The organism is Aquimarina sp. Aq107 (assembly GCF_943733665.1).
Lineage (GTDB): Bacteria > Bacteroidota > Bacteroidia > Flavobacteriales > Flavobacteriaceae > Aquimarina.
In genome coordinates this window covers 4647199-4663314 of record NZ_OX030782.1, presented here as the reverse complement: position 1 = coordinate 4663314, position 16116 = coordinate 4647199, and the positions used below count along the sequence as shown (strand labels likewise).

Here is a 16116-nt window from a genome sequence, read left to right as displayed (position 1 = left end):
AGTTGGTATATTTACAATTCTTACAAATTACTAGCAAAATTAATGTATCAATTACGTAGAAATAGAAGATTACGAACCACAGAATCGATTAGATCTTTGGTTAGAGAACATATAATAACCCCTAATGATTTTTTAGTCCCGCTTTTTGTAGTAGAAGGCACTAGTGTAAAGCAAGAAATAGCTTCTATGCCAGGATATTATAGATATAGTCTTGATTTATTAAAAGACGAAGTCAAAGAATTGTGGGATATGGGATTGAAAGCGGTATTACTTTTTGTTAAAGTTCCTGATAATCTGAAAGATAATAAAGGTACCGAAGCGTTGAATCCTGATGGATTAATGCAACGTGCAATTAAAAAAGTAAAGGATGTGGCTCCTGATATGCTAGTAATGACCGATGTGGCACTTGATCCATATTCTTCGTACGGACATGATGGTATTGTAGAAGAAGGATACGTAGTAAATGACCCAACCTGCGAAGTGTTAGCGAAAATGTCTTTGTCCCATGCCCAAGCAGGAGCAGATTTTGTGGCACCAAGTGATATGATGGATGGTAGGATTTTGGCAATAAGAGAGTTGCTAGAAACTGAAAGTTATAAGAACACTGGTATTATGAGCTATAGTGCAAAATATGCATCGGCGTTTTATGGTCCTTTTAGAGATGCATTAGATTCTGCGCCAGGTTTTGGAGATAAAAAAACATATCAAATGGATTTCTCTAATAGAGATGAAGCTATTAAAGAGACCCTAGCGGATATTGATGAAGGTGCTGATATTGTGATGGTAAAACCTGGATTGGCGTATTTGGATATTTTAAGAGATGTTAGTGATGCTGTAGACGTTCCAGTTGCGGTATATCAGGTAAGTGGAGAATACGCTATGTTAAAAGCGGCAGCAGAAAAGGGTTGGCTAGATCACAATGCAATTATGATGGAACAATTAATTGCTTTTAAAAGAGCAGGAGCAAATATCATTGCAAGTTATTTTGCAAAAGATGTAGTTAAACTTTTGGGTTAAATTTAAATAGAAAATAGCTATGGTAAGTAGGGATCGATTGTATCAGACATTTGGAGAATTATTGTATGTAATTGCAATGAGTGATGGTGTGATTGAAAAAGAAGAAGTACATACGCTAGAAGAAATATTAAAAGCACATCCAAAAGGACAAGAAATTAAATGGTCTTTTGATTATGAAAATGCAAATGATAGTGATATCGAAACACTTTATAAAAGAGTAATTGAGGTGTTTTCGGATAACGGTCCGGATGAAGAATACGATTTTATGATATATGCGTTGACCAAAATAGCAGAAGCAAAGGATGGCATTGGTTCTAAAGAAGAAAAGGTAATTAATAGTTTTTCTAAAGATTTATTAGAAAGATTTAAGAAGGATATTGATAATTTATTTAATTCATAAGATCACACAAATGAAGAACATTTTTATTGCGCTCTTAAGCATTGCATTTATAGCAACTAGCTGTCAATCAGAAAAAAAGCCTGAAAAAGAAAAAATAGTAATTGGAGGAAAGAAAAAGGAAAAATCTCCAGAGTTTGCATTGGGCGAAAAGCTATTTAAAGGAAAAGGTAATTGTTATTCTTGTCATAGATTGGATAAAAAATCTGTTGGTCCGAGTGTTAACGATATCATGAAAATATACAAAGAACAGAATGGTGATATTATAGGTTTTCTTAGACAGAAAAAAGATCCAATTGTAGATCCAGATAACTATGCAGTTATGAAAACAAACTTTGTGCGTTTAGAAAAATTCAGTGACGATGAGTTAAAGGCGATAGAGTTGTATATGAACGAAGTAACCAAGTAATGAAAAAGATATATTTACTTCTTTTTCTCACATCATATACCGCAATGTCTCAGCAAATAACACCGAAATCCGCATTTTTAGAAAAATGGAATAATTCTAAAACATATTTATTAGAGATGGCTGATGCAATGCCAGAAGAAAAATATGCATTTGCGCCGACAGAAAGAGAAATGGATTTTAAAAATCAATTGTTACATATTTGTGGTAATATGTTATGGTTAAGTACTACATACTTCTCGGAAGAAGATTTTGACAGGAAGAAACTTGCAGATAATGCTCCAAATACTAAAAATGAAATCATTGAGTTTCTAAAAAATTCATTTGATGAAGTATCTAAAAGAGTAACAGAGGTATCAGAAGAATCATTAACTGCTAAAGTCGATTTTTTTGCAGGACCAAAGTCTAAACTTCAGATTTTAAATCTACTCCAAGATCATGTAACACATCATAGAGGTCAATTAATTGTATATCTAAATCTCAATGAGATAAAACCGCCAAAGTATGTGGGCTGGTAATAAGTAATTTCTATGAAATCAGTTTTTACCATATTATACGATACTAAAAACACATTGGATTTTTTGGATGATCAAGATGAAATAGAGCTTAATATTAAAAGTATGTTTCTTTTTATCTTTTACGGACAGATAGTTTATTTTAAAAACATCAATATAGATGGTGAAACAATTCACCCAGTTATAGATATGTTATTTACGATAGCGTTTATTCTTTTTCTAGGTACTTTGTTTAGTCTAGTTTTACATAAAATTAATAGTTGGCTAGGAGGAACTGCTAGTTATTCTGACGTATTTAGTATTATTTCACATGCTACTATTCCAATTACGATAAGCCTTATTATAATTTTCTTTTTTAAATTTTTACTATTTTCTGAAGTATATTTCAATTGGAAGATTATCTTTTACATAGGCGTAGTCGTAGGTTTTAAGATTTTAATTCAAGGTTTTTTGAGATATAATAGCTCGAAGTACCTTAAAATGTTGTTGAATATAAGTCCAATTGTATTATTTTATGTTTTAATTTTGATGAGCTCTTTTTATACTTATATTACCTACTATTAATATATAGAAGTAATTTATTAAATAGTAAATGAATTACTTAATTTAGCAAAACCAACTAATTATAATTATGGCATTATTACTTGTATACGGAGTCGTATCTATTTTCTTTTCCTTTTTATGTTCAATACTAGAAGCGGTATTACTAAGTATCACTCCTACCTTTATTAATGTTAAGAAAAAAGAAGGAAAAGCATACGCAACAGCATTAGAAAAACTAAAGAAAGATGTTGATCGACCGCTAATTGCTATTTTAACACTTAATACAATTGCTCATACAGTAGGAGCTATTTTAGTAGGTGTGCAAGCAAAAGTCGCATATGCAGAAATGTATGGAACCGAAACTCGTAAGATTTTTGGAATAGAAATGACAGAAGATCTAATGGTAGGAGTAGTTTCTTCTATAATGACCATATTGATATTAGTTGCTTCAGAGATTATACCAAAAACTATTGGTGCCACATATTGGAAACAACTCTCTAATTTTACTTCTAAAGCATTAAACGTATTGATCTGGCCACTTAAATGGACAGGGATTTTATGGCTATTACAGTTAACAACAAAACTGATAGGGGGAAAAGGACATCATGGATCGGTATTGAGCAGAGAAGATTTTACAGCCATGGCTGATATAGCTGAAGAAGAAGGTGTTTTCGAAGAATCTGAGTCTAAGGTGATTAAAAACCTTTTAAATTTTAAAACGATTTTTACTAAAGATGTGATGACACCTAGAACAGTTATTAAAACTGCCTCAGAAGATACAACAGTAGAAGAGTTTTTTAATGAAAATCAAAACCTTCGCTTTTCTAGAATACCCGTTTATAAAGATAAAGCAGATAACATAACCGGACAGGTATTAAAAGATGAAATTTTTAAAGAAATGGCCAATCAGAACGGTCATAAACTTCTTGGAGAAATAAAAAGACCAATCATATTTACTAATAGAAACTTACCTATTCCAGACTTATTTAATGATTTAATTCAGACCAAAAATCACATAGCATTGGTTGTGGACGAATATGGTTCTGTTAGTGGATTAGTAACCATGGAAGATGTAATAGAAACATTACTAGGCTTAGAGATTGTTGACGAAAGTGATACAGAAACAGATATGCAAATCCTTGCCCGAAAAAATTGGGAAACAAGAGCAAGACGTTTAGGTATTCTGAATGATAAAAAAGAAGAGTGATTTCTACCGTTTTCATAGAAACTCCTTTAGGTATTGCTTCTATTACAGGTGATGAAAACGGTGTTTCTAAGATTTCTATAACAGCAGATAAAGAACAAGTACCTTCCGATAAAATTCCAGACGAACTTAAAGATGTAGTTACTCAACTACAAGATTATTTCGAAGGGAATCGAACCGATTTCAATATTGATTTAAATCCAACAGGGACAGATTTTCAGAAAAGAGTTTGGAGAGAGCTTTCTAATATTCCTTTTGGAAAAACAGTAAGTTATTTAGATATAGCTAAACGACTTGGCGATCCAAAATGTATAAGAGCAGCCGCCACTGCGAATGGAAAAAACCCGCTTTGGGTGGTTGTTCCATGTCATCGTGTTATTGGTAGTGATGGTTCTCTTACCGGATATGCTGGAGGATTGTGGCGCAAAAAATGGTTATTAGATCATGAAAACCCTGTAAAGCAACAATCCCTTTTTTAATGACTTTTTTTAGAACCTTTTTCATTTCGATTAGTATACTTTTTTTTGGGTGTTTTAATGTTGTATCTCAAGAAGCCCTAGATAAAGAGTTAAATCAACCTATAAAGTTGCAAAAAGAGTCTCTTCAGAAAATACTAAAAACAGGAGATAGCTTATTTAAAGCAAATGACATTGTAAATGCTAAAAAAGAGTACGATAATGCTTTTGAACTAATTCAGAATAGTTCGGATATTGATAGTGTAAAAAGGATGGTTTATAAAATTGAACGCTTTTTTACGGATAGTACTAGAGAATACCTGAGAGCCATGAATGTACTTAATTTTTTAAGTGAGTATTGTGCGAATCAGAATGATAAAAAATGCTTGATGTATGTAAAAAATAGATTAGGTTTATTACATAATAGAATAGGAGAATATATAAAAGCCTTAGAGTATTATGGAGATGCATTAGCCTTGGCTTCTTCAGATGACAATTCGGATTATCAGTGGGATATTTTATTAAATAGAGGTGTACTATTCTTAGATATTGGTGATCAAGATCAAGCTAAAATTGATTTCAAAAGAGCCTTAACACACATTGATCCAGAGGATACTAAAAAACGGAAAGGAGCTACGTACTTAAATTTATCGGCGTCTTTTAATGATAAAGAAGCTGATTCTATATTATACTATTCTAGATTAGCTGCTGTAGGTTGTGAGAAAAATTCATTGTCGACCAGACATTGCATTATGGTATATAATAATATTGCTTGGTCGTATTATTTGAAAAAAATGCCCAAAGAAGCACTAGAGGTAATACGAACTAATATAGAGTGGGATAATGATAATTTGACGTATAAGGATGGAGATGATTTATATCCAGGATTAATGCACACCATGGGTGCAATACAATATGATTTAGGAAATTATGATAAAGCACTTGAGTACTTTTTAATTTCTAAAAATAATTTCGAAAAGAAAAACGATATTTCTGATTTAATTACGGTAAAAGAAGATTTATCAAGGCTATATGAAACAACAGGAAATTTAAAAGCAAGTGTTCAGTGTTTACGAGATATAAGATTGCTGGAATCTAGGCAATTAAAGGTTAAGGTAAGTAAAGAGTTAGCGAAAAGCGAAAGTAAGAATTTATTATTAGCTAAAGAAGAAGTCATTTCTGGACTAGAAGAGAAAAATCTAAAAATAGAAAAAGAAGTTAGTAAGACGAAATGGCAAAGTTATTTCCTTGGACTATTATTAGTAGTTACTGTGCTGGTATTAGTATATAGAGGGTATATTAATCGTATTAAATATTATAAAATAAATGAAAAATTAACGCATACACGATTAACTTCGTTGAGATCTTCAATGAACCCACATTTTTTGTTTAACAGCTTTAATACCTTACAGAATTATATTTTAAAAAATGATAATATCAGAGCAAACGAATATATGACGGAACTTTCGGGATTAATAAGAAATGTTTTAAATAGTTCGGATAGTGTATATATTAACTTTAAAAAAGAGCTAGAGATTATTCGATCCTATGTAAATCTGCAAAGAGGAAGGTTTCAGGAAGAATTTGAAGCGAGTTTCGATGTGGATCCAGTCCTTTTAGAAAGTAACCCAAGAATACCTTCTATGATTTTACAACCGTTTATTGAGAATGCGATAATTCATGGTTTTTCTCATTCTTCCGTTGCAGGACAACTAAATATAACATTGCAAAAAGAACAGGATATGGTCGTTTGTAAAGTTGTAGATAATGGAATCGGTAGAGAAGCATCAGAACAGCTAAAGAAAAAAGGAACTGATGTATCTCATTTGTCAATCGCTACAGAAAACACAAATGAAAGATTAGATATTTTAAATACAACAGTAAAAGGGCAGTCCAATATTGTTATAAACGATTTGTATGATAATACGGGTAAATCATTAGGAACAGAAGTAATTATTACATTGCCTATAGTTAAAGAGATTAAGAAATAATGGATCAAATGTTAAAATGTTTTATCATTGATGATGAAAAAAAGGCTAGAGAAAACATTAGTCTTTTATTGAGTACATATTGCCCTCAGGTAGAAATCATAGGAGAAGCTGGTGATAAGAAATCTATACTAGAAGGTCTGTCTAATCTTAACCCAGATGTGGTTTTTCTGGATGTACAATTAGGATCCATTACAATTTTTGATATTCTTGATGAGCTCGAAGAAATTAATTTTAAAATCATCTTTGTTTCAGCCTTTAATCAATATGCCGTAGATGGATATAAATATAATGCGCTAGGGTATTTACTAAAACCTATTGACCCTAAGTTATTAGTAGAAGTTATAGATAAGGCAATTCCGATAAAAGAAAAGAGTGAAGACAAAGAAGACCCAATAGCTAGCTTTAATCAACTTTATGCTAAAATTCACGAAGTTCCTAAAATCTCTATAACAGATTCTAAGGGCACGCATGTTATAAAAATTCCTAGTGTTCTTTATTGTATTAGTAATGGTAATTACACTACGTTTATTAGAAAAAATGAGAAAGAAATAGTAATATCAAAGAATCTGAAATATATAGAATCCAAATTACAACCTTTTGGTTTTTTTAGAATTCATAGATCCTATTTAATTAATTTAGATCACGTTAATACCTTGGTGAAAGAGCAAGGAGGATACGTTGTTATGTCTAATGAGAAATCATTACCAATAGCAAGAGATTCTAAGAAAGAATTATATCAGAAATTGAATGTAATTTAATTTTATTAGAATATTATTTTTCGAACATGATTTTAAAATTGTCTGCTCATACATTAAAATCTGCATTTTATACATTCAATCATACCAAAAAAATATTCCTCAAAAGGATTGAAACAAATAACTCCTAAATTTGAAATAGCGATTAATAGTCTTTAGTTTACTTGGATTAGCTTTTAGTGAGACTTTATTTTGTAATACATATGCCCTAATTATAGATTTCTGTTTTTAGATGTAGCTTATAAATAAAAGATGTGGAATATTAAACTGATATTTCAAAAAAATAACACAAACTCAACAAGCATTCTTATAAGTTATATATCTACACTATTATAACCTAATCGAATTAAATTATCGTCATAATAATTGTTTATCTTTAATTAAAATGCCCGTTTCATCGGGCATTTTTTTTGTTCTAAACAGAGATTTTATTTTTCATACCTTAGAGGATTAAAATTTCTAATTCAGATGAGAATTATCAAAAAACTTTTTAAAGGTCTTCTCGCAATTATACTACTTTGTGTGATTTTGCTATATATTTTTGATTATGATTATATTCTAAAAGGAGTTCGAGTAGTATATATGACAGGACATACCACTGCTTATATAGATGATTATACCTATTTTGATAATCACACAATAGAAAAAGGAGATAAACCAATTCCATGGGAATTGCATGCCAATTATAATAAAGTAACTCCTACTGAAAGATTAAATACTACCAATGATGGAATGGGAACAGTTGCTTTTATGATTATTAAAAATGATAAGATTTGGTATGAAAATTATGCAGAAGGTTATGGTGTAGAGTCTAAGACGAATTCTTTTTCTATGGCAAAAAGTATTACAACGGCCTTGTTAGGAAAAGCAATTATGGATGGTTATATCAAAAATTTGGATCAACCAATTGGAGATTTTTTACCAAAATTCTCCGAAGGACTAGCTGCTAAAACAACTGTAGGAGATCTTTCATCTATGTCATCTGGGTTGAATTGGACAGAGCATTATACCAGTCCTTTTTCTATAACCGCAAGAGCATATTACGACCCGGAATTAAGAGATGTAATGAATGGATTAGAAGTAGTGAACGAGCCTGGTAAAGAGTTCGAATATTTAAGCGGGAGTACACAACTATTAGGAATGGTGATAGAAAAGGCTACAGGCAAGACTTTGTCACAGTATTTAAGCGAAAGTTTTTGGAAACCTATGGGCATGGAACAAGATGCTTTATGGCAGGTTGATAGTGAGGATAGTGGTATGGAGAAAACTTATTGTTGTATTGCTAGTAATGCCCGGGATTTTGCTCGTTTTGGAGTGCTATTTAAAAATGATGGAAAGTTTGATGGAAAGCAAATACTACCAAAGGAATTTACAAAAATAGCAACTCAAAAACGTTTTGAAAATGATGATATGTACGGATATGGTTTTTGGTTATCTGATCATTTGAACAAAGATATTTTTGTAATGAGAGGGATTTTGGGACAGTATGTAATAACTATTCCAGAAGATAATGTAATTATTGTACGTTTAGGACATCATAGAGGAGGGCCGCAAGGATCTTTTAGTGAGGATTTTTTCATTTATATAGAAGAGGCTTATAAAATGTTAGAGAATGCTTCATAAAATTAATTTAGAACACGTTTTGTTTTTGGATATAGAAACAGTTCCTGAACAAGAGAATTTTGATAAGCTAACGGATGAGAAAAAATATCTATGGGCTGATAAAACCAAATATCAACGTAAAGAAGAATTCTCTCCAGAAGAATTTTATGATCGAGCAGGAATTTGGGCAGAGTTCGGAAAAATTGTATGTATTTCTGTTGGGTATTTTACTTTTAAAGGAGAAACAAGATCTTTTAGAACAACCTCCTTTTACGGAGAAGAGAAACAACTGTTGGTAGATTTCAAAAATTTATTAGAAACACATTTTAATCATCCACATCATTTACTTTGTGCACATAATGGTAAAGAATTAACCAAAGACATTTTGTATATTGCATAAAAAAGTTTGATTAATAGCTTATTATGTCAAAAATAAAAGCAGTAGCATACGTAAGGGTGTCAACTAAAGAACAAAGCTTAGATAGACAAAAAGAGGAAATTCAAAAATACGCTAACGAGAATGACTATATCATTGAAAAGTATTTTGAAGATAAAGTTTCATCTATGAAGGTAAGTATAGACAAGCGTACTGGATTCAATAGGCTAAAAAAATATTTATTCGACGATAATATCAAGGCAAAAACATTGTTGGTACACGAAGTTTCAAGACTGGGAAGAAAAAATTTTGAAGTTCAAAATGTAATAGAAGAATTTTCGCAAAAGAGAGTGAATATTCACATAATGGATATGAAACAATCAACACTTAATGAAAATGGTATTAAAAGCCCTGAATCAAATATTATTATCTCTATTCTTGCAAGTATGGCAGAAAATGAGAATAGGGTATTGTCGGATAGAATTAAAGGAGGACTCCTTTCAAGTGCAAAAAAAGGATTTGCTTTTAGTAGTAAAATAACGGGTTATAAAAAGGGAGAGGATAAAAAACCTCAAGTAGACGAAAAAGAAGCTTCCATAGTCAGGAGAATATACGAATTAGCAGAAAGCGATACTACTTTGTACTTTATTTCAAAAGCTATTCAAGAAGAATTTGGTAAAGAAATTAATTCAAAAACTATAAGCGGTATAGTTAAAAATCCATTTTATAAAGGAGATAGAAAATACTTAGAAGAAACAATACCAGTACCCCCCTTAGTAACTAAAGAGACATGGAATAAAGCTAATGAATTTCTAAACAAAAGAAAGGTTTTTACAAAAAGGTATCAGGTAAACGTAAATGTTGTAGAAGGTAAAATTGAATGTTACAATTGCGGTAATCCAATGTATCAAGTTGTTATAAAAAAGGGACGAAGCAATATGTTCAAATGCAGTAAAAAGTGTTCAAAGGTTACTGTAAACCGTCCTTGGCTTTATGAAATGATAAGGTATGTCGTAGAAAAACATACTAAAAAAGTAAATGACGAAAAATTTAAAAATGACCTTAGCAAACAAATTAAAGAGAATGAACAACTAGAAGCTGATCTAAGAAAAGAAAAGGATAAAGCTGAATCAGCACAGTTACGAAATTATGATATGTTCTTGAAAGAGAAAGTTAGTGGAGCTATTTATGAAAAAATGGACAAAATACACGTTGATGAAATAAATAATATTTCATTACAATTTAATGAGTGTTTAAAAAAAAATCGAATCATATAAAAAAGCTCTCAAAACTAAACCAAAACATTTTAGTAATGACTTAAAAACTTTTAAAGTACAAATTCAAGACCTTTTGAATAATGTTGAGGTTGGTGAGGACTTTGTAGTTATAAATATTGAGAACTTAGTTAATTACAAAATTTTTCAGCTATCAGGAACAGAAATAGGTTGGGTGAAAAGAAAACACCAAGGAGAAGGAATGATGTTTGAAAGCCCATTTGTTTCCGGAATTTCGATTAAAAATGTTTTTGGTGACGAGGATTTAGAAGCTATTGCGAATGAATGGCAGAATTCGCTGGATAGCTCAGAGGTTGAAGGATATTTGAAACTAAAAAAAAATAAAAAAGCCTCTAGTCTTGGCGGTAAAAAATCAGAAAATTAACCTAATAGTTCGTCAAAACTAACATCAAAAACCTTTTTAAATTTAATAATTGTAGTTAACCTTGGTTCTTGAATTCCCTTTTCATACTTCCGTATATTTTCGCGATCTATTCCTACCTCAGCCCCTAAATCCATCTGCGACATATTATGTTTACTCCTAAGTTTAAAAATTTTTTCTCCGAATTTTAACACCTCAGGGTGTGGTTCTTTTCTCTTTTTAGCCATAATCAATGATTTAGGCTCCAATTTGATTAGAATTGCGAGAGAATAAGGGATTGTTTTCTCGGCAAAATATTATATTAGCTGTATAACTTATAAATATTTATATCTATGAAAAATACAGTTACTTTATCTTTAATATTTTTATTATTTGGAATTCAACTTTATTCTCAAACAGCTCCAACAACAGGAAAACAGACACTTTTGGTAAAGGAAAGCCATATGGGTGAATATCTTCAAACAATCAGTCAAGAAGGATTCTCAGACGTAGTAATTAAAGCAATGAAAAAAAGAATTCCTAAAAAGCTTGAAAAATATGGTTTTGTAGATGTTGAAATTTTAGATGTCGGTAAAGTACCCGTACCAGAAGGTTGGGCTACTAAATTAGGAAAGCTTACTTCAAATAAATCAGTAGGACAAGGAATGTTACAAACAGCAAAAACATATTCAGAAATAACGGCTGCTGTTGATAAAATGTATGAGCCAGAGGATACAGATGGGGTAGACTGGAAATTTCAAGTGAATATATTTGACAATATATCTAAAAGGAAATTTAAAATTAGAATTTCAATGATGAGTTATAATCCAAAATATATCATTAAAGAAAGTGATTTAGTGAAAAATTTAAGTAGTAATAATTAAGAGTATACCCTAAATATTAATAATTATTTTTTTATTTAGGGTGTTTTTTTTCTTGTAATTACAGGCTTTCAAATTCTAAACATTATAGTACCCTAAAGTTTTATAAAAAATCAGAACTTATTGGTTTAAAACAATTTTAGAACAAAATTTCCCTATTTTTGATTAATCTGACAAATTAACTAAAAACTTAAGCTAATTAATGACTAACACTGATCTAGAAGAAGTGGAAGCACCAAAATCTTTTGGAACGCTTACTAATAGTGAAATGTTGACAGGTATTCCTATCCCTCCTATTGATAGACTAAAAATAATATCTAGTGAGGAATTTGAAGATTTAATACGAGAATGGATAGCAGGATATTGTAAAAAAAAGTATAAGAGTGTACTTAAAACAGGTGGAGCAAATGATAAAGGAAGAGACGTTGTAGGCTTTATCAACGAAGAAAAAACCGTGTATGATAATTTTCAATGTAAACATTATGACCACCCTCTAATGCCAAGTGATATATGGAGTGAATTAATTAAACTGTGTTGTTACTCAAAAAATGGAGATTATTCACTGCCTAGAAAATACTACTTCGTAGCCCCACAGGGTGTCGGAGGAACTTTAGCAGGTTATTTAGGTTCTCCAACAATGTTTAAGACCAAACTTTACGAAAATTGGGATTCTCATAAAAATATAGGTGTAATTAATTCTGAATTAACTGAAGAATTAAAAGCTTACATAGAAACAATTAATTTCGATATTTTTACTTTTCTTGACCCTCAAGAACTTATTGAACAGCATAAAACAACAAATTATTATACAGCGAGGTTTGGTGGAGGTTTATTGAACCGAAGAAATGAACCCGATTTTTCAACATACACTGATTCCGAATATTCTTTAAGATTTATAGAGCAGCTTTTTTTAGCTTATTCTGATTGTTTAAAAAAAGAAATAAAGAGTATAGAGGAGTTAAAAAATTCTAGTACCCATTTTCAGCATTTTGGAAGACAAAGAAGTTCTTTTTATTGGGCAGAATCACTTAATCAATTTAGTAGAGATAGCCTTCCTGAGGGAGATAGAAGTTTTGAAGATTTAAAAGAAGAAATTTTTCAAGGTGTTGTAGATATCTGCTTATCGGATTACGATGATGCCTATAAAAGGATTGTAAAAACTACACTTGAAGCAAGTAAAATGACGATACACAGTAATGCTTTGGTTAGTGTTACTAGAGTGATGGATAAGATTGGTTTATGTCACCATCTAATAAATGAAGAAAAATTAAGTTGGGTTTAAAATGGAATCGTTCAAAAATAGAAATACTAAGGTGTTCAATTCACCATTAGAAATGGGATTAAGAACTTTGTTTGTTCTAATGGCTTCCAATAAACCGTGTGATTTACAAAGATTGGTTTATTACGATTACATGCTAGTTCATTCGGGAGATATCTCAAATGGACCAAAGAGTATCCATCCTAATATTCCTTTTAGGGCTTCTGAAATTTTAGTAAAAAGAGAGCTAATAAAGAAAGGCTTGAATTTGATGATAAGTAGAGACTTAATTACATTGAATTTTTCTGATAATGGTTTTACATACCAATCGAATGAACTTACGGCTGCTTTTGTTAAGTATTTAGACACATCATATGCGAAAGATTTGTTGAGAACCTCATCTTGGATTGTAAATTATTTTGACGATTTAACAGACAGGGAATTAGAATTATATTTTAAAGACAAATTAGATGTTTGGGGAGGCGAATTTACCAGAGAGTCTTTATTAAGAGGCAATATTGAAATATGAGTAATAAAGGTTTTTATATTAGTAAATTACATGTTACGGGGAACAATGTTCAAACAGCAAAAATAAAGTTTGAATCAGGTTTTAATGTAGTATCAGGATTATCAGACACAGGGAAATCTTATATCTTTTCTTGCATCAATTTTGCATTAGGTTCGGGTAAATATCCTAAAACAACTATACCTGAATCAAAAGGTTATGACACAGTTTATTTGGAAATAAAAACCTATAAAGGAGAAACCTTTACGATACAACGAAATATTTTTAATGGTAAAATTAAAGTCAAAGAGGTTGAAATAAATTATTTTTTAACTAGAGGTGAAGCTCAATCATTATTACAGCAGCATTCTAAGATTAATGATAAAAATATATCTACATTTTTGCTTGATCTTTGTGGTTTGAGTAAATCCTTGCTAAGGATAAACAAACAAAATTTAACAAGGGAACTTAGTTATCGAGATTTAGCAAATTTATCTTTAATTGATGAGGAGAGAATAATTACAGAAGATTCTCCCGTATATAATGGTCAATATACCAACAGAACAGTAGAGCAAGCAATTTTTAAACTTTTGCTAACAGGGAAAGATGATTCAGGTTTAGAAGAAATTGAAGAAACTAAGGTCTATAAAAGTAGAATTAAAGGTAAACTTGAATTAATAGAAAATTATATAGATCAATCACTTATCAAACTTGATGCTTATGAAAATGAAGCCGATAAAGGTAATAAAAGTGATATTGAATCCCGTCTAGAAGAGCTAAATATTTTACTTACAGATTCATCAAAGCAAATTGCAAAACTTACTAATCATAAAGCTACCCTTTTCAATAAAGTTACTGAACTCAAATCTAACCTTATTTTGAAAAATGAGTTATTGGCTAGGTTTGTCTTGCTTTTAGAACATTATGATAGTGATATCAATAGATTGAATTTTATTACGCAAGGTGACAACTATTTTAGTCAACTGAAAGCATCTAATTGTCCGATTTGTGATGGAGATTTGGATCAGGATCATTACGATTGTTTAAACGAAGAGTCTGAGCAATCATCAAGTATTATGCAATCAATAAATATGGAATTGCAAAAAATAATTAAAAAGAAAGGTGAACTGATTAAAACTATTGATAAAGAGAGAGTGGATACTCAAGCACTAGAGGATAGTATAAACAAATTGAATATAGAATTACAAAATGTTCAAGAGGATATTCAAAGTAAACTAAAACCTATTCAGGAATCTAGTGCTAAGAAGGTAGAGTCTTTAATGGCAAAACTTTCTAACATACAAGAGATTAAAACTCTTAATTCTCAATTAACGAACTATTATTCTGAAAGAAGTAGGTTAATTGATTTGCAAGAAAATAAACCAACAATAGCAGAATACGAAGGAAAAGTATCATATTCAGTTTTAAAGGCTTTTTGTGATTCTATCAAGAGCATTTTAGAAGTATGGGAATTTGGACAAATTTTAGCTTTAAATTTTGATACCAATTACGCCAATTATGATATAGTTATTGATAGAAAAAACAGAAATGCATTTGGTAAAGGTTACAGGTCAATCTTATATAGCGCATTTGTTTTGTCGTTATTAAAATATACAGTTGATAGAGATTTACCAACTACAGGGCATTTAGTAATAGATTCACCTTTAACTACTTTTCAAGGCAAAGAATCTAAACTAGAAGCAGTAGATGAGGATAAAATACCACAAGATATTGAAAAGTCATTTTTTAAGGATCTAGCTGAATTAAATAACGAATTACAAGTAATTATTCTTGACAATAAGGACCCAGACTATGAAATTATAGAAAAAATTAATTATGTGCATTTTACAAAAGGAAAGTCGGAAGGAAGATATGGCTTTTTCCCAGTTTAGGATACAGTACTGTATGAAATTTTTGCAATTAATTCATTATATAATTCTTGTTTACAAAAAAACAGTATTGGACAATTTCCTGACCCGTCCCGAAGTTACGATTCTAAGGTGATTTTCACGATTATTTTTTTCTTTCAATTTTTAGCGAAAATAGAAAATAAGATTTTATGAGCATTTAGTGACTAGTTTAGAGAATTAAAGTTTATTAGATATAACATGCAATTAGTTTTTTTATAACTAGATTAAATAAGACGATTTAAAGAATTGATGTCTTACAAAAGATACAAACTCATTAGTTAAATAAAAAGTTCTCTTAAATCCCGAGTAAAAAGAATTTTAGGGTCATTTAATGATCTAATAAACTATTCTGAATTAAATAAACGAAGTAACTTTTACTACAAAAAGGATCTTAACTTTATGAGAGATATAGGCTTATTTTTGATGTTTTTATATTTATATACGTAGTATATAAAATATATAAAACATTTTTTAAAATAGTAATTAAAAGCTATATATAAATATTATTTATTAAAATATATTAATATAATAGAAAATTTGGATTATGAAAGATTTTTTCAGGAATAGTTGAAAATTATGATTTAAATAGCTAATATTAAGAATGGGGATTTGTTACGAAAAAAACCGAGTGATCTCTTTAAAATTTCAAAAATTCTTTTTACTCGG

General features: G+C 30.3%; 17 protein-coding genes and 1 pseudogene. 17 read left to right on the top strand and 1 reads right to left on the bottom strand.

Annotated features, from left to right (window positions below; all coding sequences use genetic code 11):
• Positions 1-42 precede the first annotated feature (42 nt).
• From hemB to NMK29_RS20175, 13 genes and pseudogenes are all read left to right on the top strand, one after another.
• On the top strand, positions 43-1017 hold the full coding sequence (gene hemB / locus NMK29_RS20235) for a porphobilinogen synthase (RefSeq protein ID WP_108802757.1): 975 nt from the start codon (positions 43-45) through the stop codon (positions 1015-1017).
• Positions 1018-1036: 19 nt separating this feature from the next.
• Positions 1037-1417, top strand: a complete 381-nt coding sequence (locus NMK29_RS20230) for a TerB family tellurite resistance protein (protein WP_027394349.1) — start codon at positions 1037-1039, stop codon at positions 1415-1417.
• 10 nt (positions 1418-1427) lie between these two features.
• Positions 1428-1823: a c-type cytochrome gene (locus NMK29_RS20225; RefSeq protein WP_108802845.1), complete on the top strand. Its 396-nt coding sequence runs from the start codon at positions 1428-1430 to the stop codon at positions 1821-1823.
• The gene (locus tag NMK29_RS20220; protein ID WP_027394347.1) at positions 1823-2338 is read left to right on the top strand and encodes a DinB family protein; all 516 of its coding nucleotides are present in this window, start codon (positions 1823-1825) and stop codon (positions 2336-2338) included. The genes NMK29_RS20225 and NMK29_RS20220 overlap by 1 nt, the downstream gene beginning before the upstream one ends.
• 12 nt (positions 2339-2350) lie before the next feature.
• On the top strand, positions 2351-2899 hold the full coding sequence (locus NMK29_RS20215; RefSeq protein ID WP_108802758.1) for a hypothetical protein: 549 nt from the start codon (positions 2351-2353) through the stop codon (positions 2897-2899).
• Positions 2900-2966: 67 nt separating this feature from the next.
• Positions 2967-4085 carry a CNNM domain-containing protein gene (locus tag NMK29_RS20210; protein WP_108802759.1) on the top strand — a complete coding sequence of 373 codons (1119 nt, stop codon included), beginning with the start codon at positions 2967-2969 and terminating at the stop codon, positions 4083-4085.
• Positions 4085-4561, top strand: coding sequence for a methylated-DNA--[protein]-cysteine S-methyltransferase (locus NMK29_RS20205; protein ID WP_108802846.1), 477 nt, complete (start codon positions 4085-4087; stop codon positions 4559-4561). The genes NMK29_RS20210 and NMK29_RS20205 overlap by 1 nt, the downstream gene beginning before the upstream one ends.
• Entirely contained in the window at positions 4561-6528 is a 1968-nt protein-coding gene (locus NMK29_RS20200; RefSeq protein ID WP_027394344.1) for a histidine kinase, read from the top strand. The genes NMK29_RS20205 and NMK29_RS20200 overlap by 1 nt, the downstream gene beginning before the upstream one ends.
• Positions 6529-6536: 8 nt before the next feature.
• Positions 6537-7286 carry a LytTR family DNA-binding domain-containing protein gene (locus tag NMK29_RS20195; RefSeq protein WP_158594474.1) on the top strand — a complete coding sequence of 250 codons (750 nt, stop codon included), beginning with the start codon at positions 6537-6539 and terminating at the stop codon, positions 7284-7286.
• 465 nt (positions 7287-7751) lie between these two features.
• The gene (locus tag NMK29_RS20190) at positions 7752-8906 is read left to right on the top strand and encodes a serine hydrolase (RefSeq protein ID WP_108802760.1); all 1155 of its coding nucleotides are present in this window, start codon (positions 7752-7754) and stop codon (positions 8904-8906) included.
• Positions 8896-9282, top strand: a pseudogene (locus NMK29_RS20185) (3'-5' exonuclease); the annotation flags it as partial. The gene NMK29_RS20190 and the pseudogene NMK29_RS20185, both read left to right, overlap by 11 nt.
• A gap of 26 nt (positions 9283-9308) precedes the next feature.
• Positions 9309-10538 carry a recombinase family protein gene (locus NMK29_RS20180; protein ID WP_254097273.1) on the top strand — a complete coding sequence of 410 codons (1230 nt, stop codon included), beginning with the start codon at positions 9309-9311 and terminating at the stop codon, positions 10536-10538.
• A 73-nt stretch (positions 10539-10611) separates the two neighbouring features.
• Positions 10612-10920, top strand: coding sequence for a hypothetical protein (locus NMK29_RS20175; RefSeq protein WP_254097271.1), 309 nt, complete (start codon positions 10612-10614; stop codon positions 10918-10920).
• Here NMK29_RS20175 and NMK29_RS20170 read toward each other — a convergent pair.
• Complete coding sequence (locus tag NMK29_RS20170; protein WP_108802762.1) at positions 10917-11144, bottom strand: helix-turn-helix domain-containing protein; 228 nt, start codon at positions 11142-11144, stop codon at positions 10917-10919. The genes NMK29_RS20175 and NMK29_RS20170 overlap by 4 nt on opposite strands.
• Positions 11145-11249: 105 nt before the next feature.
• On the opposite strand from NMK29_RS20170, the gene NMK29_RS20165 reads away from it, so the two are divergent.
• The 4 genes from NMK29_RS20165 (at position 11250) to NMK29_RS20150 (ending at position 15432) form a co-directional block, all read left to right on the top strand.
• Complete coding sequence (locus tag NMK29_RS20165; protein ID WP_108802763.1) at positions 11250-11780, top strand: hypothetical protein; 531 nt, start codon at positions 11250-11252, stop codon at positions 11778-11780.
• 199 nt (positions 11781-11979) lie between these two features.
• The gene (locus NMK29_RS20160; protein ID WP_108802764.1) at positions 11980-13059 is read left to right on the top strand and encodes an ABC-three component system protein; all 1080 of its coding nucleotides are present in this window, start codon (positions 11980-11982) and stop codon (positions 13057-13059) included.
• A 1-nt stretch (position 13060) separates the two neighbouring features.
• Entirely contained in the window at positions 13061-13564 is a 504-nt protein-coding gene (locus tag NMK29_RS20155; protein WP_108802765.1) for an ABC-three component system middle component 2, read from the top strand.
• Positions 13561-15432 carry an AAA family ATPase gene (locus NMK29_RS20150; protein WP_108802766.1) on the top strand — a complete coding sequence of 624 codons (1872 nt, stop codon included), beginning with the start codon at positions 13561-13563 and terminating at the stop codon, positions 15430-15432. The genes NMK29_RS20155 and NMK29_RS20150 overlap by 4 nt, the downstream gene beginning before the upstream one ends.
• The last annotated feature ends 684 nt before the right edge of the window (positions 15433-16116 follow it).

What these genes read in the sequence shown, in the direction of transcription:
- NMK29_RS20195 (WP_158594474.1), top strand. Translation starts at nt 6,537, where the DNA reads ATGTTAAAATGTTTTATCATTGATGATGAAAAAAAGGCTAGAGAAAAC.
- NMK29_RS20200 (WP_027394344.1), top strand. Translation starts at nt 4,561, where the DNA reads ATGACTTTTTTTAGAACCTTTTTCATTTCGATTAGTATACTTTTTTTT.
- NMK29_RS20230 (WP_027394349.1), top strand. Translation starts at nt 1,037, where the DNA reads ATGGTAAGTAGGGATCGATTGTATCAGACATTTGGAGAATTATTGTAT.
- NMK29_RS20210 (WP_108802759.1), top strand. Translation starts at nt 2,967, where the DNA reads ATGGCATTATTACTTGTATACGGAGTCGTATCTATTTTCTTTTCCTTT.
- NMK29_RS20190 (WP_108802760.1), top strand. Translation starts at nt 7,752, where the DNA reads ATGAGAATTATCAAAAAACTTTTTAAAGGTCTTCTCGCAATTATACTA.
- hemB (WP_108802757.1), top strand. Translation starts at nt 43, where the DNA reads ATGTATCAATTACGTAGAAATAGAAGATTACGAACCACAGAATCGATT.
- NMK29_RS20225 (WP_108802845.1), top strand. Translation starts at nt 1,428, where the DNA reads ATGAAGAACATTTTTATTGCGCTCTTAAGCATTGCATTTATAGCAACT.
- NMK29_RS20150 (WP_108802766.1), top strand. Translation starts at nt 13,561, where the DNA reads ATGAGTAATAAAGGTTTTTATATTAGTAAATTACATGTTACGGGGAAC.
- NMK29_RS20180 (WP_254097273.1), top strand. Translation starts at nt 9,309, where the DNA reads ATGTCAAAAATAAAAGCAGTAGCATACGTAAGGGTGTCAACTAAAGAA.
- NMK29_RS20215 (WP_108802758.1), top strand. Translation starts at nt 2,351, where the DNA reads ATGAAATCAGTTTTTACCATATTATACGATACTAAAAACACATTGGAT.
- NMK29_RS20165 (WP_108802763.1), top strand. Translation starts at nt 11,250, where the DNA reads ATGAAAAATACAGTTACTTTATCTTTAATATTTTTATTATTTGGAATT.
- NMK29_RS20170 (WP_108802762.1), bottom strand. Translation starts at nt 11,144, where the DNA reads ATGGCTAAAAAGAGAAAAGAACCACACCCTGAGGTGTTAAAATTCGGA.
- NMK29_RS20155 (WP_108802765.1), top strand. Translation starts at nt 13,061, where the DNA reads ATGGAATCGTTCAAAAATAGAAATACTAAGGTGTTCAATTCACCATTA.
- NMK29_RS20160 (WP_108802764.1), top strand. Translation starts at nt 11,980, where the DNA reads ATGACTAACACTGATCTAGAAGAAGTGGAAGCACCAAAATCTTTTGGA.
- NMK29_RS20220 (WP_027394347.1), top strand. Translation starts at nt 1,823, where the DNA reads ATGAAAAAGATATATTTACTTCTTTTTCTCACATCATATACCGCAATG.